At 71.8% G+C, this 17452-nt stretch carries 18 protein-coding genes and 2 tRNA genes; 13 read left to right on the top strand and 7 right to left on the bottom strand.

All coding sequences use genetic code 11. The annotated features are described in order from the left end of the window. Positions 1-17: 17 nt before the first annotated feature. The 4 genes from I4I81_RS22980 to I4I81_RS22965 all read left to right on the top strand — a co-directional run bounded on the left by I4I81_RS22980 (position 18) and on the right by I4I81_RS22965 (position 3045). The gene (locus tag I4I81_RS22980) at positions 18-716 is read left to right on the top strand and encodes a dienelactone hydrolase family protein (protein ID WP_218603594.1); all 699 of its coding nucleotides are present in this window, start codon (positions 18-20) and stop codon (positions 714-716) included. Between the two features lie 98 nt (positions 717-814). After that, on the top strand, positions 815-2773 hold the full coding sequence (locus tag I4I81_RS22975) for an acetoacetate--CoA ligase (protein WP_218603593.1): 1959 nt from the start codon (positions 815-817) through the stop codon (positions 2771-2773). Positions 2774-2817: 44 nt separating this feature from the next. Continuing rightward, positions 2818-2907: transfer RNA gene (locus I4I81_RS22970), tRNA-Ser, on the top strand. A gap of 62 nt (positions 2908-2969) precedes the next feature. After that, positions 2970-3045: transfer RNA gene (locus I4I81_RS22965), tRNA-Arg, on the top strand. A 185-nt stretch (positions 3046-3230) separates the two neighbouring features. On the opposite strand, the gene I4I81_RS22960 is transcribed toward I4I81_RS22965, so the two are convergent. The 4 genes from I4I81_RS22960 to I4I81_RS22945 are packed head-to-tail and all read right to left on the bottom strand — an operon-like array spanning position 3231 to position 7406. Then, on the bottom strand, positions 3231-4004 hold the full coding sequence (locus tag I4I81_RS22960) for an SDR family oxidoreductase (protein WP_218603592.1): 774 nt from the start codon (positions 4002-4004) through the stop codon (positions 3231-3233). Positions 4005-4051: 47 nt separating this feature from the next. Beyond that, a complete protein-coding gene (locus tag I4I81_RS22955; protein ID WP_218603591.1) occupies positions 4052-4831 on the bottom strand; it encodes an SDR family NAD(P)-dependent oxidoreductase in 780 nt (259 codons plus the stop codon). Positions 4832-4833: 2 nt separating this feature from the next. Further along, entirely contained in the window at positions 4834-6447 is a 1614-nt protein-coding gene (locus tag I4I81_RS22950; protein ID WP_218603590.1) for an AMP-binding protein, read from the bottom strand. A 32-nt stretch (positions 6448-6479) separates the two neighbouring features. Then, on the bottom strand, positions 6480-7406 hold the full coding sequence (locus I4I81_RS22945) for a crotonase/enoyl-CoA hydratase family protein (RefSeq protein ID WP_218603589.1): 927 nt from the start codon (positions 7404-7406) through the stop codon (positions 6480-6482). Positions 7407-7616: 210 nt separating this feature from the next. On the opposite strand from I4I81_RS22945, the gene I4I81_RS22940 reads away from it, so the two are divergent. Further along, positions 7617-8213, top strand: coding sequence for a TetR/AcrR family transcriptional regulator (locus I4I81_RS22940; RefSeq protein ID WP_218603588.1), 597 nt, complete (start codon positions 7617-7619; stop codon positions 8211-8213). A gap of 959 nt (positions 8214-9172) precedes the next feature. Further along, the gene (locus I4I81_RS22935) at positions 9173-9454 is read left to right on the top strand and encodes a MerR family transcriptional regulator (protein WP_218603597.1); all 282 of its coding nucleotides are present in this window, start codon (positions 9173-9175) and stop codon (positions 9452-9454) included. A gap of 82 nt (positions 9455-9536) precedes the next feature. Here I4I81_RS22935 and I4I81_RS22930 read toward each other — a convergent pair whose 3' ends face one another. Then, positions 9537-9977, bottom strand: a complete 441-nt coding sequence (locus tag I4I81_RS22930; RefSeq protein WP_218603587.1) for an Hsp20/alpha crystallin family protein — start codon at positions 9975-9977, stop codon at positions 9537-9539. A gap of 157 nt (positions 9978-10134) precedes the next feature. Here I4I81_RS22930 and I4I81_RS22925 point away from each other — a divergent pair, with 157 nt between their 5' ends. The 7 genes from I4I81_RS22925 to I4I81_RS22895 all read left to right on the top strand — a co-directional run bounded on the left by I4I81_RS22925 (position 10135) and on the right by I4I81_RS22895 (position 16124). Beyond that, positions 10135-10998, top strand: coding sequence for a beta-keto acid cleavage family enzyme (locus tag I4I81_RS22925; RefSeq protein ID WP_218616314.1), 864 nt, complete (start codon positions 10135-10137; stop codon positions 10996-10998). Between the two features lie 94 nt (positions 10999-11092). After that, positions 11093-12118: a helix-turn-helix domain-containing protein gene (locus I4I81_RS22920; protein WP_218601835.1), complete on the top strand. Its 1026-nt coding sequence runs from the start codon at positions 11093-11095 to the stop codon at positions 12116-12118. Positions 12119-12149: 31 nt separating this feature from the next. Continuing rightward, on the top strand, positions 12150-13049 hold the full coding sequence (locus I4I81_RS22915; protein WP_218601834.1) for an alpha/beta hydrolase: 900 nt from the start codon (positions 12150-12152) through the stop codon (positions 13047-13049). Positions 13050-13133: 84 nt separating this feature from the next. Continuing rightward, a complete protein-coding gene (locus I4I81_RS22910; protein ID WP_218601833.1) occupies positions 13134-13619 on the top strand; it encodes a hypothetical protein in 486 nt (161 codons plus the stop codon). An 11-nt stretch (positions 13620-13630) separates the two neighbouring features. Then, the gene (locus I4I81_RS22905) at positions 13631-14200 is read left to right on the top strand and encodes a thymidine kinase (RefSeq protein WP_218601832.1); all 570 of its coding nucleotides are present in this window, start codon (positions 13631-13633) and stop codon (positions 14198-14200) included. Positions 14201-14279: 79 nt separating this feature from the next. Then, positions 14280-15254, top strand: a complete 975-nt coding sequence (locus I4I81_RS22900; protein ID WP_218601831.1) for an NAD(P)-dependent alcohol dehydrogenase — start codon at positions 14280-14282, stop codon at positions 15252-15254. 69 nt (positions 15255-15323) lie between these two features. Beyond that, positions 15324-16124: an alpha/beta fold hydrolase gene (locus tag I4I81_RS22895; protein ID WP_218601830.1), complete on the top strand. Its 801-nt coding sequence runs from the start codon at positions 15324-15326 to the stop codon at positions 16122-16124. Here the strand turns inward: I4I81_RS22895 and I4I81_RS22890 are convergent. Together I4I81_RS22890 and I4I81_RS22885 are read right to left on the bottom strand one after the other, a co-directional pair. Continuing rightward, positions 16093-16404, bottom strand: coding sequence for a hypothetical protein (locus tag I4I81_RS22890; protein WP_218601829.1), 312 nt, complete (start codon positions 16402-16404; stop codon positions 16093-16095). The two genes, I4I81_RS22895 and I4I81_RS22890, sit on opposite strands and share 32 nt — an antisense overlap. Before the next feature lie 131 nt (positions 16405-16535). Next, positions 16536-17429, bottom strand: coding sequence for a DUF2188 domain-containing protein (locus I4I81_RS22885; RefSeq protein ID WP_218601828.1), 894 nt, complete (start codon positions 17427-17429; stop codon positions 16536-16538). Between the last annotated feature and the right edge of the window lie 23 nt (positions 17430-17452).

Here is a 17452-nt window from a genome sequence, read left to right as displayed (position 1 = left end):
CGTGCCAGGGTAGAGGCATGACCGACATCCGCACGGAGACCGTACCCCTGGTCGACGGAAGCGCGTTGCGGCTCACCGTCGCCGAGCCGGTCAGCTCGGTCCGCGGGGGGATCGTCGTGCTCCACGAGGCGCGCGGTGTCACGGACACCGTGAGAGGCCTGGTCAGCGGCCTGGCCGCCGACGGATGGCTCACCGTGGCCCCCCATCTGTACCACCGCGACGGCGCCGACGAGGTGGACGGCGACGACGGCCAGGTGCAGGAACAGGTCGACCGCCTCGAGGGCGAACAGGTCATGGCCGACACCGACACCGCGTTCGGCTGGCTCGCCGACCACGACATCTCCTCCGACCGGATGGGCGTCATCGGGTTCGACCTGGGCGGCTCCGTCGCCCTGCTGGTGGCGGCGAAGCGCACGCTCGGTGCGGCCGTCACCGTCGCGGGGGAGGGGATCGTGGAGACGCCGTCCAGCGGCCTCCCCGCACTCGTCGACGCGGCCCCGGGCCTCACCTGCCCGTGGCTCGGCATCTACGGCGAGGACACCGCGGGCGAACGGGACCCGGAGATCGAGCAGCTGCGCAACGCCGCCGCGAAGTCGGAGCAGGCCACCGACCTGGTGGTCTACCCGCGCACGGGCTACCGCTTCGACGCCGATCCCGACTCCGCCGCGGACGCCTGGCAGCGCACGCTGAACTGGTTCGACAGCCACCTGCGCTGACCGTCCTCGCGGGCCACGGGTCCGCGCCACATGCCGCCCCGCGGTGATGTGTGCGCTCCTCCCTGGCGCGCGGGCGCCGCGGATTGCATGCTGGCGCCATGTCCGAGACCCCCGCCGTCCTGTGGGCTCCCGACGCCGACCACTCCGGACCGCTCGCCGCCTTCACCGCGTGGCTGGGCGAGCATCGGGGCGTCGAGGCGTCCGACTACGCCGCGCTGCAGCGCTGGTCCACCGAGGACCTGGACGGGTTCTGGTCCGCGGTCGCGGAGTTCCTCGGGGTGCGGTTCCGGACGCAGCCCACGGCGGTGCTCGGCTCGCGCGAGATGCCCGGCGCGGAGTGGTTCCCCGGCTCCACGCTGAACTACGCCGAGCACGCGCTGACGCCCGGCCCCGGCCGCGAGGACGACGACGTCGCCGTCCTGTTCGCCCGGGAGGACGGCCTGGAACGTACGGTCACCCACGCCGAGCTGCGTGACGCCGTCGGGCGCGCCCGCGCCGGCCTGGTGCGCGCGGGCGTCGGAGTGGGGGACCGGGTCGTCGCGCTGGCCCCGAACTCCACCGAGACGCTGGTCGCGTTCCTGGCGGCCGCGAGCCTCGGGGCGATCTGGTCGTCGTGCTCTCCCGACTTCGGTGCCCGCGCCGTCCACGACCGCTTCGCGCAGATCGAGCCGGTCGTGCTCGTCGCCGTCGACGGCTACGTCTACGGGGGCAAGCGCTACGACGTCCGCAAGACCGTCACAGCGCTGCAGGCGCAGCTCACGACCGTCCGCGAGACCGTGCTGATCCCGTACCTCGGCGAGACCCTCGACGGCACCACGCCGTGGGCGGAGTTCACCGGCGAGCAGGCGCCGCTGGAGTTCGAGCCGGTGCCGTTCGACCACCCGCTGTGGGTGCTCTACTCCTCGGGCACGACCGGCCTGCCCAAGGGCATCGTGCACGGGCACGGCGGCATCGTGCTGGAGCACATGAAGGCGCTCGGGCTGCAGATGGAGCTCGGGCCGGGCGAGCGGTTCTTCTGGTTCACCACCACCGGCTGGATGATGTGGAACCTGCTCATCGGCGGGCTCCTCGTCGGCTCCACCGTGGTGCTCTACGACGGCAACCCCGGCCATCCCGACCTCGGCGCGCTGTGGAAGCTCGCGGAGCGGCACGGCGTCACGTACTTCGGGGTGTCCGCCCCCTACATCCAGGCCTCGCTCAAGGCCGGCCTGCGCCCGCGCGACCAGTTCGACCTCTCCGCCCTGCGCGCCATCGGGTCGACAGGGGCGCCGCTGTCCGAGGACGGGTTCCGCTGGGTCGGTGACGCGGTCGGCGAGCACATCCAGATCTGCTCGGTCTCCGGCGGCACCGACGTGTGCGCGGCCTTCGTCGGCTCCGCCCCGAACGTGCCCGTCTGGATGGGCGAGATCTCCTGCGCCGCACTGGGTGCAGCCGTCGTCGCCTACGACGAGAAGGGTCAGGAGCTCGTCGACGAGGTGGGCGAGCTGGTCATCACGCAGCCCACGCCGTCGATGCCGGTGATGTTCTGGAACGACCCCGACGGCTCACGGCTGCGGGAGGCCTACTTCGACGAGTTCCCCGGCGTGTGGCGTCACGGCGACTGGGTCCGCCGCACCCCCCGCGGCTCCTACGTCATCTACGGTCGCAGCGACTCCACCCTCAACCGCGGTGGCGTCCGCATGGGCACCGCCGACTTCTACGCCGTCGTCGAGGCGTTCGAGTCCGTCGCGGACGCCCTCGTCATCGACACCACTGAGCTCGGGGCCAAGGACGAGGGCGCCCTGCTGTGCTTCCTGGTGCTGGCGCCCGGGGCGTCGCTGGAGGACGTCGAGCCCGACCTGCGCAAGGCCCTGCGCACGGAGCTCTCGCCGCGGCACGTGCCCGACCGGTTCGTCCTCGTCGACGCGATCCCGCGCACGCTCAACGGCAAGAAGTGCGAGGTGCCCGTCAAGAAGATCCTCGCCGGCGTCGCCCCGGACAAGGCCGTGAGCAGGGGCGCGCTGCAGAACCCCGACGCCCTGACCCCCTTCCTCGCGCTCGCGCCCGGGGGGTCGTGAAGGGCTGCGAGGGGATCTAGTAAGGTTGCCCAGGTACGGCTTCGGGAGGCTTCGCCTAGTCTGGTCTATGGCGCCGCACTGCTAATGCGGTTTGGGGTAACCCCCCATCCCGGGTTCAAATCCCGGAGCCTCCGCTCCGACGTGGCCTGTTAGGCTGCCGAGGTTCACAACTGAAGACAAGCACACGCAACACAGGGCGCCCGTAGCTCAACGGATAGAGCATCTGACTACGGATCAGAAGGTTAGGGGTTCGAATCCCTTCGGGCGCACCACCACGACACAGGCCCTGACCAGCATCAACGGTCAGGGCCTGATCGTTTTCCGAGCTCCATGCGGCGATCAACGACCCGCGAACACTCCTCCACGGCATGAGGCGGAGGAACCACCCACGCTGGAAACCGGAGCTGCGCAGCCACAGTCACTGAGTATGGCGACCGTCACCGACAAGCTGAAGTTCCTAGAGCGTTGTAGAGATTCCGCCGTCCACAGGAATGACCGCCCCCGTCACGTACGCGCCAGCGCGTGAGGCTAGGTAGGTGACGACGCCGGCCATGTCGTCCGGGCGTCCGATACGCCCGAGAGGAGACATCGCGGCGATCCGGTCGCCGTCCGTGTCGAGGGTCGCAGCCATCATCTCGGAGGCGAACGGACCGGGCGCCACCGCGTTGACCGTGATCCCCCGCGGTCCGAGCTCGGCAGCGAGGACGCGCGTGAGGTGGTGCAGCGCGGCCTTGCTCGACGAGTACGCGTAGGTGCTCATGTGCGGGACGTGCAGCCCGTCGATCGAGCCGACGTTGATGACGCGGGCTGGGTCGTCACCGGTGGCGGTCTCTTCCAGCGCAGGCAGGAAGGCCCGCGTGAGGAAGAACGGCGACTTCAAGTTCAGGTCGAGCACCTTGTCCCACGCGGCGGCAGGGAACTCCGCGAGCGGCGCGGCCCAGTTCGCTCCCGCGTTGTTGACGAGGATGTGGGTGCCGCCGCTCTGCCGGGCGACCTCGTCGGCCAGGCGGACGCACTCGGCCTCGCTGCTGAGGTCGGCGGGGATCGCGTGGACGTCGCCGACATCGGCGAGCTCTCGCACGGCGGCCGCGCAACCGTCCGGCTTGCGTGAGCTGATGACGACCTTCGCGCCGGCGTCGAGCAGACCGCGGGCCACCATGATGCCGATGCCGCTGGTGCCGCCAGTGACGACGGCGGTGTTGCCGGAGAGGTCGAACAAGGTGCTGGGCACGAAGTGTCCTCGGGGTCGGGGATCGATGATGGGGCGATCGCCGGAGCTCAGGTGGCGCGTTCGATCTTCTGCTGCAGCCTGTTCATGCCACCGATCCAGCGGTCGGTGTCGGAGGCACGGCTGCGATAGAACTCGGCCACCTCGGGGTGCGGCAGGATCAGGAAGCGGTCGTCGCCGAGCGCGTCGACGACGAGCTCGGCGACAGTCTCCGGCTCGATCGCGCCCTCGTTCATGATCAGCTGCTCATCGGGTTCGGCGTTTGCGAGCATGTCGGTTCGCACGCCCTGCGGGCACAGCGCCTGGACGGTGATCCCGCGGTGCCGGTAGGTCGCCGAGAGCCATTCGGCGAACGCGAGAGCAGCGTGCTTGCTGACGGAGTACGGGGCCGAGCCGAGCATCGTCAGCAGGCCGGCGGCAGAGACGGTCGCGAGGAACCGGCCTTGGCCGCGATCGAGCCAGCTAGGGAGCAGCCGCTGCGCCGCGCGGACATGCGCCATCACGTTGACCTCCCACGCCGCGCTCCAGAGCTGCTCGGGCGCGTCCGGTCCGCCGTGGGGTGCGATGCCGGCATTGGCGCAGTAGAGGTCGATCGTGCCGAGACGGGCGTGCGCGGCGTCCAGCAGCCGGTCGATACCGTCCGCAGTGGCGGCATCGCCACCGACCGCGAGCCCGCCGACCTGCTCCGCGACGGCGGTGGCTGCCCGCTCGTCGAGATCGCCGACGACAACGCGGGCCCCGCGAGCGGCGAAGGCCCGCGCGAGAGCAGCGCCGATCCCCGCGCCACCGCCGGTGATGACCACGCCCGCGCCATCGAGGTCGAGACTCATCGTCATTTCTCCGGCAGCCGGTCGAGCCGCTCGGCGGTGATCTGCTCACGCAGGACGAACTTCTGCAGCTTGCCCATCGCGTTGACGGGCATCTGTCCGCTCAGGTACCAGTCCCGGGGGGTCTTGGCCGGGGCGAGCCGACTGCGGACGATGTCGTGCAGCTCCTTCGCCGTCGGCGGGTTCGCGGCGTCGCTCGGTTCGATGATCGCGGCGACGATCTCGCCCCACTGCGCGTCGGGGACGCCGACGACGATGGCGCCGGCCACCGCCGGGTGATCGGTGAGCACTGCCTCGATCTCGCGAGGGTAGATGTTCTCCCCGCCTCGGATGATCATGTCCTTGATCCGGCCGGTGACGCGCAGGTAGCCGCGCTCGTCGAGCACGCCCAGATCGCCGGTGTGGAGCCAGCCCGTGGCGTCGATCGTCTGGGCGGTCTGCTCGGGCATGTCGAAGTACCCGAGCATGGCCTGGTAGCCGCGCGCGCAGATCTCGCCCTGCTCGCCGATGGCGACGGGGTCGGTGGTTCCGGGCGCCACGACGCTGATCTCGACGTTGGGCAGTGGCCTGCCGACGGTGCCGCACTTGTCGTCGATCGTGTCGTCCGGGCTGGTCTGGGTGATGATCGGGCTGAGCTCGGTCTGCCCGTAGACGGTGGAGAAGCGCGCGCCGAAGCGCTGTTCCACCTCGCGGACGAGCTCGGGCGGGACGGCGTCGCCGCCGGAGATGGCGACGGAGAGCGAGGAGAGGTCGAAGCTCTCGAAGTCCGGGTGCGCGAGCAAGGCGATCATCATCGCCGGCACGCCGGCGTACAGGTCGGCGCGGTACTCCTGCAGCGCCGTCAGGACGAGGGTCGGGTCGAACAGCTGGCACACCACGATGGTTCCGCGGCTGACCGCGGTGCCGAGGACCGACATCGCGCAGGCCGCGGTGTGGAACAGCGGTAGTGCGGTCACCCAGACCCCGTGACGAGGGAACTGGGCCCGCTCGTGGACGTATGCGGCCGAGGTGATGAGGCCGCGGTGGTGCAGCAGCGCGCCCTTGGGGAACCCGGTCGTGCCGGAGGTGTACTGCAGCTGCGCCGCCGCGGTGGGCGCCACGATCGGCAGCTCCTGGTCGGCCCCGAAGCAGTTCGGCAGGTCCGAGTACCAGGTGTCGAAACGGATTGCTTCACGGACCTCGGGCACATGGCCCCGGACCTCGTCCGCGATCGCCGCCATGTCCGTGCCGCGGAATGAGTCGCTGTAGGCGATCCCGACCGACTTTGACTGTCGCAGGACGTACTCGAGCTCGCCCGCGCGGAGCGCGGGGTTGGCCGTGACAAGGACGAGCCCGGCGAGTGCGGCTCCGTACTGGAGCAGGATCCAGTCCGGGACGTTGGGCGCCCACACGGTGATGTGCTCGCCGGGCCGGAACTTCGTCAGGAGCCACTGGGCCGCGCGCTCGGCGTCGTCGAGCAGGGCCCGGTAGGTCCAGATGCGTGGCGTCCGGCCGGGCGCGCAGGCGATGAGTGCGTGGCGGTCCGGCTCGGCGGCGGCGACCTCGCGGAGGAGGTCACCTACGGTGATGTCGAGGATCTTCGCGTCGGTCTGAGCGGGCAGGTACGAACTTCCGGTCATGTCATGCCTCCTTGCCTGACGATGTCGGTCCGCTAGTGGCTCGTGCCCGCGCTGTTCCTGCCTGCCGCGATCTCCTCGGCGGTCGGCACGGGGCCGCCGCCGTTGGGGATCCAGCGGCCGGAGTCGCGCCAGTCGACGGCCTCGGCGAAACCGTGCTCGGCGGAGAAGTCCTGGAACCAGCGGCCCTCGGGGGAGTGGCGGGTGATCCCGTCGAACAGGGTGGCGATGACCTGTGTGCTGTGCAGGCCCATGTTGTCGTAGGCCTGGTTGACCATCATCTTCTGCATCACGAGCTGGTTGATCGGGGAGCCGGCGATGCGGTCGGCGAGTGCTTCGACGGCGGAGTCGAGGTCGGCGGCGGGGACGGCGTCTATGACAAGTCCCCAGTCGACGGCGGTGCGGCCGTCGATCTTGTCGCCGGTCAGGAGCATCCGCTTGGCCTTCTCCGCGCCGAGCCGGTAGACCCACATCGCGGTGGTCGGGCAGCCCCATACGCGGGCAGGCATGTAGCCGATCTTCGCGTCCTCGGCCATCACGACCAGGTCGCACGACAACGCGATGTCGCTTCCGCCGGCGACGGCGTAGCCATGGACCTTCGCGATCGTCGGCTTGAGCGAACGCCACAGGCTGAAGAAGTTGTCGGTGTTGGCCTTCATCATCTGGAAGTCCTGGATCGGATCCCACACCGGCGGCTGCGTATCGACCCCGTCCTCGGCATAGCGGTACAGGTCGTAGCCGGAGCAGAACGCCCGGCCTGCCCCTTGCAGGATGATCACGTGGACCGCCGGGTCCTCGTTCGCGCGCGCTACCGCGGCCGCGATCTCGCGTCCCATCTCGTGCGTGATCGCGTTGAGCCGCTCCGGCCGGTTGAGCGTCAGATAGGCCTTGCGGTCGCGGACCTCGTAGAGCACGGCGTGCTCGGGCTCGACGTACTCGCGGCTCGACTCCTGCGTCGACATGCTGCTCCTCGAAGGATCCAGGCTCCGGTCAGCCGGGCGGCTCGGAGATGGTGAACGTCAGGCACGACGGGGCCGGGAGGCGACGGACCGCAGGGTCGCTGCGTCAGCTCGTGTCGGCAGGTTCGTAGGCAATCGCACCTGATTCGTTGACAGACTAGTCGGTCGGTGAAACGGGTGACAAGGGCGAGGGAGCGTCGTAACCTGCTGGCTGTGGCAGCGACTCTGACCCGTAAGCAGCAACGCGAGCAGACACGTCAGCTTCTGCTCGAAGCGGCGATCGCCTGCCTGGTCGAGTACGGCTACGCCGGCACCACGACGCAGCGCATCCAGGACCGCGTGCAGCTGTCACGCGGCGCGTTCACCCATCACTTCGCGTCGAAGGCCGACCTGCTGGTAGCCGCGATCCACCACATCGCGGACGAGCGCCTTGTCCTGCTCCGCTCGGCTGCCGCGGAGATCGAGCCCGGACCGGACGCGCTCCCGCATGTCGTCGCGGCGATCCGCACAGCGATGTCGGGCCCGCCGTTCCTGGCTGCGCTGGAGCTGTGGGTCAGTGCCAGGACCGACCCCGAGCTGCGTGCGGCGCTGCTGCCGCCCGAGCGCCAGCTGGGCCGGGCGCTGCGCGAGATCTTCGAGAAAGCCGTGGATGGCGTCGATCCGACGCAGGCGAGGACGGCCTTCGAGACCTTGCTGATCTTCCTTCGCGGCCTCGCGATCACCGGGGTCCTCCGCCCTGACGACGGCGACTCGAGCACGAAGGTCCTCGAGTACTGGATGCAGCACATGTTCGCGGCGGCCGAGCCGTAGCCGGTGGCGACCCGCCAGTTCCGACCGCACACCGATGGAGGCCACCGCGTGACCCAGCCGAGCGACATGTCCGGCGTGAAGGCGCTGATGTTCGACTTCTCTGGGCGTCGATGCCGTTCGTGATCTGCGAACCGGGCTGCGCGGTCGCCGCGCCATCAGGCCTCGTCGGGAGGGCGGGCGGATGCTGCCGGGGGCAGGATGTGGCACTCGTGGTCGGAGTGTCGGCGCACAAGACTCAGTGGTGGTCGGACCGGAGGCGGGTGCGGTGCCGCCGCCGCGCACGACGCGGTCCGGGCGGCGCTGTCGAGAGGGAGTGCCGCGATCGGTCCGGTCTCGTACTCGTGCAGTGTGCAGAGCGCGTCGCCGGGGACGGGGAGGACCGTCCACGGCACCTCACCCGGACCGATGTCGGCGTGCGCCGCGCCCCTCCGGCGAGATCGGGATGCAGGCCGGCCGGTGAGCCGGGGTGCGGCCATGTGCGGGAAGCACGGGCCGGGAAGAGGTCCGCGCCGATCTGCAGCCGGACCGGGCCGGTCGTGATTCGCCCTGCGGCGAGGGCTGCGGGCCCGGCCCTCCGAGCGGTCCGGATCGGGCGAGCCGGTGAGGTCGCGGGCGTCCCCTGTGAGGTTCTCCAGTCGTGCCGGTGTCGCGGTGCAGTGCGGGGGATGTCGCAGCAGTCTGCCGCCCGGGCTTGACAGGATCTGCATCGACGGGTTTAGGATTTCTCAGGAGGTCAGAGGCGCCACAGGGACGGCGATGGTTCGAGACGCGCGGAGGATGCTCATCAGGACAGCCCCCGAACTTCTTGATCAGTGAAGATCCCATCGACGCGGGGTTCGGCTCTCAGTCGGACCCCGCGTCCTGCTGTGTCGCCGTCCTGATCGGAGTCGAGGTGAGGAAAGGGGTGGCCGGTGGCGGGTACCAGTCGGCTTGACGACGAGGACTACCCGGCCTACGCGATGGGCCAGGCCGCTGAGCTGCTGGAGGTGCAGCCGGCATTCCTGCGCAGCCTCGACGCCGCAGGCGTGCTCACGCCGCAGCGCTCCGACGGGGGCCACCGTCGGTACTCACGACGCCAGCTCGATCTCGCCGCGCGGGTGCGGACGCTGTTCGACGAGGGCATGACGCTGGACGCCGCGGCCCGGATCGTGGGGCTGCAGGATGAGCTCGACACGGCCCGGGCTCGCATCACCACGCTGGAGGCCGACGAGCGGCGGGGCCGCGTCGACCCGGGGGGATGAGGTCGACACGGCCCCGCATCGTGGGTTGCGCTCGTGATGATGTGCTGGTGGCGGAACACCTCCTGACCTCGGGTGACGGGTCTCAGGCGTCGATCTTCCGGTGCCCGTCGTCGCTGTTCCTGATGCTGATCCTGCGCGGCTTCGCCCGCTCGGCGATGGGGATGCGCAAGGTGAGAACCCCGGCCTCGTAGCCGGCGTCGATGTGCTCGACATCGAGGGTGTCGCCCAGGAACAGCTGCCGGGAGAAGACGCCCAGTGGCCGCTCGGCCACCTGCATCTCCACGTGCTCGCCGGTGATCCGTGGGCGGCGCTCGGCCTTCACCGTCAGCACGTTGCGCTCCACGTCGAGTTCGATCGCCTCGGGTTCGACCCCGGGGAGGTCGAAGCAGACGACGAACTGTTCACCGTCGCGGTAGGCGTCCATCGGCATCGCGGTGGGCCGGGTCCAGGTTCCGGGGTTCGTGGTGAACGCCTGCTGGGTGAGTCTGTCCAGCTCTCGGAACGGGTCGGTGCGCATGAGCATCGCGGGTCACTCCTCTCCTGTCGGCAACGGGCGGCGATGCTCCGGAGGGGATCGGCTGGTCCGACGACCTCCGGATAGCTGTAACGGTAACTGTAGATTTTCTTCAGTGCAAGAGGGTGTTGTGCTGGACGGTCCGGAGGCCTCGAGAATGGCGGCCATGACGGTCTGGCTCGAAGCAGCGCTCAACGGTCCGTGGGGTCGGGACCGGCAGCCCGGCATCCCCGTGACCGCCGACGAGATCGTCGCGGACGCACTGGACGCGGCGGCGGCGGGCGCGGCGGTCGTCCACTTCCACGCCTACGACGAGCGCACCGGCCGCCAGCGCGACGACTACGAGATCTACGCGCCGATCATCGAACGGATCCGGGCCCGCGTGGACGTCGTCTGCTGCCCGACGATCCCGTTCGCCGGCAGCGGTGACGCCGCGGAGCCGCTCTCGCCCGCCGCCCGGTTCGCCGCCGTCGAGAAGCTGCTGGAGGCCGGGCTGATCGAGTGGTCGGTGGTGGACCCGGGGTCGGTCAACATCTCCCTCGCCGACGACGTCGCGCAGGGGCGGGAGGGCTTCGTCTACGCCAACCCGGAGTCGCACGTCCGCTACGGCCTCGCCCTGGCCGCCGGGCACCGCATGACGCCGTCGTACGCGATCTACGAGCCCGGCTTCCTGCGGCTCGGCGCGGCACTGCACCGCGCGTCGCCGGGGGTGCCGCAGCCGGTCTACCGGTTCATGTTCACCGAGCAGTTCACCTTCGGGCTCCCACCGCGGGAGTGGGCGCTGCAGACCTACCTGCGGCTGCTGCGCGACGAAGCGCCCGGTGCGCCGTGGATGGTCGCGGGGCTCGGCGTGGAGATCGAGCCGCTGATCGGTGCGGCGGTGCGGGCGGGCGGGCACGTCCGGGTCGGGCTGGAGGACGCGCCGCTGGGCTGCCCGACCGGCAACCGCGAACTCGTCGAGCGGGCCGCGCGGCTGATCGCCGACGCGGGCGGTGGCCTCGCGACCGCGGCCGAGGTCCGCGCCGGCTGATCCGGACGGTTCACGCGGATGACGGTGTCGGCGGTGCGTCGCCGGGCCTACCGTCGGCCTGACCGATCGACGGCGTCATCGGGCGGAGGTGGCCATGGCGCGCGAGCACGGGACGGCGCGCGGGCACGAGGCCTGGGCGACGGGTCCGGGGGACCGGGCGTCGCAGTGGCGGGAGATGCTGTCGGCGACCCACCTGCCGTGGACGGTGTCGGTGCCCGACGCGCCCGCTTTCGACGCCCGGATCCGCCGCTGGTGGATCGACGACCTCGCGCTCGTCGACTGCGCGTGCGGGCCCTGCTCGGGCACGCGGCAGCGCAGGCAGGTCGCCGACACCGACGGCGAGTTCGTGACCGTCCTCATCACCCGGGCGGGCCGCGAGACCGTCAGCCAGTGCGGCGTCGAGGCGGAGCTGAAGCCCGGTGACGTCGTGGCGTGGGACAGCACGAAGCCGGCGCGGTTCGCGGTGTGGGAGCCGCTGTCGAAACGGAGCCTGCTGATCCCGCGGGCGGCGCTCGACGAGGTCAGCGGGCGGACGTGGGTGACCGGCGGCATCCGGCTCGACGGGCGGTCGCCCGCGACGCGGCTGCTCACGACCTACCTCGACACGCTGAGCATGGCCCTGCCCGACCTGCCGCCGTCCGCGGTGGCGGCCGCCCGCAACGCGACGCTGGAGCTGTTCATCGGGGCGCTGCGAGCCGACGGCGACGTCCCGTCGACGAGCACGGCCCGGCCCGCGCTGCGCGCGTCGATGGACCGGTTCATCGAGCAGCACCTGCTCGACGCCGTGACGCCGACGTCGATCGCGAGTGCCCACGGCGTCTCGATCCGCACCGTCAACCGGGTCTTCAACGCCACCGGGCAGACGGTCGGCGAGGTGATCCGGGTGCGCCGCCTCGCCCGGGCCCGCGACGACCTGACGAAGACCGACCGGCCCATCTCGGTGATCGCGCACCGGTGGGGCTTCTCCGACATCAGCCACTTCAGCCGCACGTTCAAGGCCCGCTACGGGCGCTCGCCGAGCGACTACCGGGGTGGCGCGCACGTACAACGGCCTGGCGCGGCCGTGCAACGCGGCGGCGTCCGCACGGATGAGACTGGGGTCACAGCAGACCGGGACTGACCCGGTCACCGCGACCCCAGGAGGATCCGAGATGGCTCGTCGCGATGTCGAGTTCGACGCCGAGGGCGTGACCCTGCGCGGCTGGTTCTACACGGCCGAGGGCGCCTCCGGTCCGGCACCGACGGTGGTGATGGCGCACGGGTTCTCCGCGGTGAAGGAGATGTACCTCGACGCGTTCGCCGAGGTGTTCGCGGCCGCGGGTCTCAACGCGCTGGTCTACGACAACCGCAACTTCGGCGCCAGCGACGGCGAGCCGCGCCAGGAGATCGACCCCTGGGCGCAGATCCGCGACTACCGCCACGCGATCACCTACGCGGGGACCCTGGCCGAGACCGACGCGTCGCGCATCGGGGTGTGGGGCAGCAGCTACTCCGGCGGGCATGTGCTGGTCGTCGCGGCGATCGACCGCCGGGTGAAGGCCGTCGTCAGCCAGGTCCCGCTGGTCAGCGGGCACGACAACGTGCGGGCGCTGGTCCGGGCCGACTTCCTCGCCGGGTTCCGCGAGATGTTCGACAACGACCGCCTCGCGCGCTTCCACGGCGACCCGCCCGCGATGGTGCCCGTCGTCGACGCCGACCCGCTGGCCCCCTCCGCGCTGCCCACGGCCGACTCGTACACGTGGTTCACCGAGACCGGCAAGACGCGCGCGCCGTCGTGGCGCAACGAGGTGACGCTGCGCAGCGTGGAGCTGTTCACCGAGTACGAGCCGGTCACCTACCTGCCCTACATCAGCCCGACGCCGCTGCTGCTCATGCCGGCGCTCGGCGACCACCTCACCCCGTCGGAACTGGCGATCGCCGCGTTCGACCTGGCCCACGAGCCGAAGAAGCTCAGCATCCTGCCCGGCGGGCACTTCGACGCCTACGTCGACGGGTTCGACGTCTCCAGCGGGCCGGCCCGGGACTGGTTCGTCGAACACCTCGCCCCCTGACGGGGATCGGCCGGTCGACACGCCCAGCGTGCTGCACCACAGCGCGCCGAGCTCGTCGCGGTCGACCGCGTAGGTGCCGGTGACGTGCCACCGGTACCAGGCGACGTCGAGCTGGAGCATCAGCAGGACGATCTTGCGCCGCACCCGGTCGTGCTGCTCCGGCGGGAACCGGACGAGCCGCGCGACGGCGAAGCGGGCGTCGGGGGACTGGGCCTCGCGGACCACCGGCTGGAACGCGGCGCTGCCGTCCCGCCACCCCATCGCCCGGTCCAGCCACTCGCGGATCGGGCCGGGGCCGCCGTGGGCCGGTGCGCGACCCGACCCGTCCGGTGCGCGAACGCGGCGGTGAAGACCGACTCCTGGTCCGGGCAGTGCAGTGCAGGCCGCGTCGATGAGGCGGTCACGGGTCATCCGGCCCTCTACCCGGAGGTGGCGTCCCGGTACACCGGCGGCAACATCGAGGGCAAGGCTCGCAAGCGCATGATGTGGGTCGGCGGGTTCGACGCCCACCGGCAGGCCTGCGCCCACGTGGCGGCCCAGGGCTACCAGGGATTCGCCTGCCGCCCGTGAGATCGTGAGCCGTGGCCAAGCTGTACTTCCGCTACGGCGCGATGAACTCCGGCAAGTCGACGGCGCTGATCCAGGTGGCGCACAACTACGAGGAGCGCGGGCAGCGCGTCCTCATCGTCAAGCCGGCGGTCGACACCAAGAGCCCGGCCGTGCTGTCGCGGATCGGGGTCGACCGGGAGGTCGACCTCGTCGCGGGGCCGGACGTCCCGGTGCGGGAGCGGATCCTCGCGGCCCGCGAGATCGACTGCGTGCTCGTCGACGAGGCCCAGTTCCTCTCCCCCGAGCAGGTCGACGACCTTTTCCGGCTCGCCGTGGAGGACGGCGTGCCGGTCATCGCCTACGGCCTGCGCAGCGATTTCCGCACGCGCGGCTTTCCCGGCAGCATCCGGCTGATGGAGCTCGCGCACTCCATCGAGGAGCTCAAGACGATCTGCCGGTGCGGGCGCAAGGCGATCCTCAACGCGCGCACGGTCGACGGGCGGTTCACGCAGTCCGGTGACCAGGTCGCCATCGAGGGGGACGTGGGGTACGAGTCGATGTGCGGGAGCTGCTACATCCGCGACCTCGGCTGGACGCCGTAGGGGTCCGTCTCCGGGATGTCCCCGATGTCCGGCCCGCCGCCCCGGCCCATCCTCGATGCGACACCGCGGGGAGGCCGGGATGAAGGCGATCGTGCAGGAACGGTTCGGACCACCGGAGGTGCTGGAGCTGATCGACGCCGACGTGCCCCACGTGGGGCCGGGCGAGGTGCTGATCCGGGTGCGGGCGGCGGCACTCAACCCGGCCGACTGGCATGTGCTGCGCGGCGACCCGCTGGTCGCGCGGCTCGGCGGGATCGGGCTGCGGCGGCCGCGGGGGCGGATCGCCGGGTCGGACGTCGCGGGACGGGTGGTGGGTGTCGGTGCGGGGGTCACCGGCCTCCGCGAGGGCGACGAGGTCCACGGCAGCGGCCGCGGCGCATTCGCCGAGTACGCCGCGGCGCCGGCCGCACTGCTCGCGCCCGTGCCGCCCGGCCTGTCCGCCGAGCAGGCCGCGGCGATGCCGACGGCCGGGATCACCGCGTTGCACGCGATCCGGGACGTCGGTGCGGTGACGCCCGGGACCCGGGTGCTCGTCAACGGGGCGTCCGGCGGCGTCGGTACGTTCGCGGTGCAGATCGCCGTCGCGCTGGGGGCGGAGGTCACCGGCGTCTGCAGCACCCGCAACCTCGACCTGGTGCGTTCGCTCGGCGCGGCCGCTGTCGTCGACCACACCGCCGACGACGTGACCGGCCGCCCCGAGCGGTACGACGTCGTCGTGGACCTCGCGGGCAACCACCCGATCCCCGCGCTGCGCCGGGTCCTCGTCCCGGACGGCACGCTGGTGCTCTGTGCGGGTGGTGCGCCGGGTGCGTTCCTCGGGGCGGTCGGAACGGTGCTGCGCGCGGCGGTGACCGACCCGTTCGTCCGGCACCGGATCCGGTTCCTGGCCTCCACCCCGAAGCCCGCCGACCTGCCCGCGCTCGGGGCGCTCGTCGCCGACGGGCTGCTGCGGCCGGTGATCGACCGGACGTACCCGCTGGTCGACGTCGCGGAGGGGCTGCGCTACGTCGAGCAGGGGCACGCGCGCGGGAAGGTCGTCGTGACGGTGTCGTGAGACGGCGATGATTCCGGGCGCCGGCGCGGGTCTGTTCCGCGACCCGATCCGCGACGCCAGGAGAACCCGATGCCGGACACCCTCGCCACCACCCACCGCGTCGACGACGCCGAGCTGTACTTCGAGGTGCGCGGCTCCGGGCCGCTCGTGGTACTGATCGGCGCGCCGATGGACGCCGCCGCGTTCATGGCCGCGGCCGACCTCCTCGCCGTCGACCACACGGTGCTGACGACCGACCCGCGCGGCATCCACCGCAGCCCGCTCGACGACCCGGGGCAGGACTCCACCCCGGAGCTGCGGGCCGACGACGTCGCGCGGTTGATCACGCACCTCGACGCCGGACGGGCGGTCGTCGTCGGGTCCAGCGGGGGAGCGGTCACCGCGCTGGCCCTCGCGCAGTCGCATCCCGACCTCGTGCACACCGTCGTGGTGCACGAGGCGCCGCTGCAGGGTCTGCTCGACGACCGCGACGCCCTGCGCGCCGAGACCGACGCGATGGTGGAGCGCTACCGAGTGGGCGACGCGCTCGGGGCGTGGACGCTGTTCCTGGAGTCCGCGCGGATCCCGGTCCCCGCGGAGGTGATGGTGGCCCGCGAGCCGCAGGCGGTCGCCGACGAGCGCCGCTGGTTCCTGCACGAGATGACCGGCAGCAGCAACTGGCTCCCCGACCTCGACGCGCTGCGGGCGACGCCGGTCCGCGTCGTCGTCGGGATCGGGTCGGACTCCGCCGGGGAGGTCTGCGACCGCACGTCCCGCGCACTCGCCGCGGAGCTGGGCGTCGAGCCGACGATGTTCCCCGGCGGGCACATCGGATTCGTCGACGACCCGGCCGCGTTCGTCACGCGGCTGCGGGAGGTCCTGGCCGGCTGACGGCGACCGCCCGGTGCGGGATCGAGCAGCACGCGACGAGCACGGCGAGCGAGGACCCGAACAGGACCGCGACCCACGCCCCGCGCGGGGTGGTGACCACCAGCCCGGGGTCGATCAGCGGCGCGAACAGCGGCCACCCGACCAGTGCCACCGGCGCGACGGCCACCCGGGCCCACCGCGGCCCGCGGCCGGAGATCGCGAAGCCGCCCGCCATCCCGGCCGGCGGCACGCCGAGTGACCCGCCGCCGAGCCCGCCGTCGGCCACGACGGAGACGAGCACCTCGGGCGTCGGCGAGCAAGGAGGTGATGGTTTCGAGCTCCGCCGAGCGACCGACCGGCACGGGAACAGCCTGGCACGCGTCGGAGCCGTGCCGCCGGGGATCAGCGGTACGGCTCCGAGGTGCCGGGGGATCAGCGGCGGCCGGTGACCAGGCGCGCGGTGCGGCGGGCCTGCCGGGTGCCGCGCGTGGTGACGACGGAGCCGACGTGCAGCGCTCCGGCGATCACGACGCCCGCGGTGCGACCGGCGATGCGCACCGGGTTCAGGGCACGGGCCGCGTTGTCGATCGGCGACGCGACCCGCTCGGTGAACGAGTGGATGAAGGTGCCCGCGCGGTGCGAGGCGTCCTGGAGGCGCTCGCCGGCGTCCTCACCGACGACGGCGGCGCGGTCGGCACCGTCGACGACGGCGTCCCCGGCCTCGCGGGCGGTGCGGTCGACCGCGGCGCGGGCGCGGGTGCCCGCGGCGTTCACGTCGTCGGCGACGTCGGAGGCGGCGGAGGACACGTCCTTGCCGACCTTCTCCGCGGCGGCGCTGACCGTGTCGGCGGAGCGGCGGGCGGCGGTGCCGGCCTTCTTGCGCCCGTTGACGGCGTCGGCGAGCTCGTCGGCGACGTCACCGGCGGCGGCGGACGCCCTGTCGGCGGTCCGGTCCGCGGTGGCCTTCGTCGTGCGCCGGGTCTTCTTCGCCGCGCCCTTCGCCTCGTCCGCCACCTTCCCGGTGGTGGCGCCGACCGCGTCGGCGGCCTTGCCGGCGGTGACCGCTGCACCCTCCGCGGTGGCGACGGCCGTGGTGGCCGCGGCCTGCGTCGCGGTGTCCTCGGTGCCGGAGGCGATCGTCCGGGTCTCGCGGACCGCGCCGTCCGTGCCGTGCACCACGACCTCGCCGCCGCCGTCGTTCGCGACGATCTCGACGGCGCGGGTGACGGCTTCGGCCTGCGTGGGGGCCTTCGCGCTCGGGCGCTTGGCGTCGGGCTTCTCGACCTGCCAGCCGGTCTCTGCGGGTACGACGTGACGGTCGGCCATGACGGGTTCCTCTCGGGGTAAGT

Origin of the sequence: Pseudonocardia abyssalis (assembly GCF_019263705.2) — a bacterium.
Classification (GTDB): domain Bacteria; phylum Actinomycetota; class Actinomycetes; order Mycobacteriales; family Pseudonocardiaceae; genus Pseudonocardia; species Pseudonocardia abyssalis.
The sequence above is the reverse complement of the archived record's forward strand: the minus strand, read 5'-3'. Positions and strand labels throughout refer to the sequence as shown.

What these genes read in the sequence shown, in the direction of transcription:
- I4I81_RS22915 (WP_218601834.1), top strand. Translation starts at nt 12,150, where the DNA reads ATGGCTCGTCGCGATGTCGAGTTCGACGCCGAGGGCGTGACCCTGCGC.
- I4I81_RS22925 (WP_218616314.1), top strand. Translation starts at nt 10,135, where the DNA reads ATGACGGTCTGGCTCGAAGCAGCGCTCAACGGTCCGTGGGGTCGGGAC.
- I4I81_RS22935 (WP_218603597.1), top strand. Translation starts at nt 9,173, where the DNA reads ATGGGCCAGGCCGCTGAGCTGCTGGAGGTGCAGCCGGCATTCCTGCGC.
- I4I81_RS22900 (WP_218601831.1), top strand. Translation starts at nt 14,280, where the DNA reads ATGAAGGCGATCGTGCAGGAACGGTTCGGACCACCGGAGGTGCTGGAG.
- I4I81_RS22975 (WP_218603593.1), top strand. Translation starts at nt 815, where the DNA reads ATGTCCGAGACCCCCGCCGTCCTGTGGGCTCCCGACGCCGACCACTCC.
- I4I81_RS22955 (WP_218603591.1), bottom strand. Translation starts at nt 4,831, where the DNA reads ATGAGTCTCGACCTCGATGGCGCGGGCGTGGTCATCACCGGCGGTGGC.
- I4I81_RS22930 (WP_218603587.1), bottom strand. Translation starts at nt 9,977, where the DNA reads ATGCTCATGCGCACCGACCCGTTCCGAGAGCTGGACAGACTCACCCAG.
- I4I81_RS22895 (WP_218601830.1), top strand. Translation starts at nt 15,324, where the DNA reads ATGCCGGACACCCTCGCCACCACCCACCGCGTCGACGACGCCGAGCTG.
- I4I81_RS22885 (WP_218601828.1), bottom strand. Translation starts at nt 17,429, where the DNA reads ATGGCCGACCGTCACGTCGTACCCGCAGAGACCGGCTGGCAGGTCGAG.
- I4I81_RS22950 (WP_218603590.1), bottom strand. Translation starts at nt 6,447, where the DNA reads ATGACCGGAAGTTCGTACCTGCCCGCTCAGACCGACGCGAAGATCCTC.
- I4I81_RS22945 (WP_218603589.1), bottom strand. Translation starts at nt 7,406, where the DNA reads ATGTCGACGCAGGAGTCGAGCCGCGAGTACGTCGAGCCCGAGCACGCC.
- I4I81_RS22980 (WP_218603594.1), top strand. Translation starts at nt 18, where the DNA reads ATGACCGACATCCGCACGGAGACCGTACCCCTGGTCGACGGAAGCGCG.
- I4I81_RS22920 (WP_218601835.1), top strand. Translation starts at nt 11,093, where the DNA reads ATGGCGCGCGAGCACGGGACGGCGCGCGGGCACGAGGCCTGGGCGACG.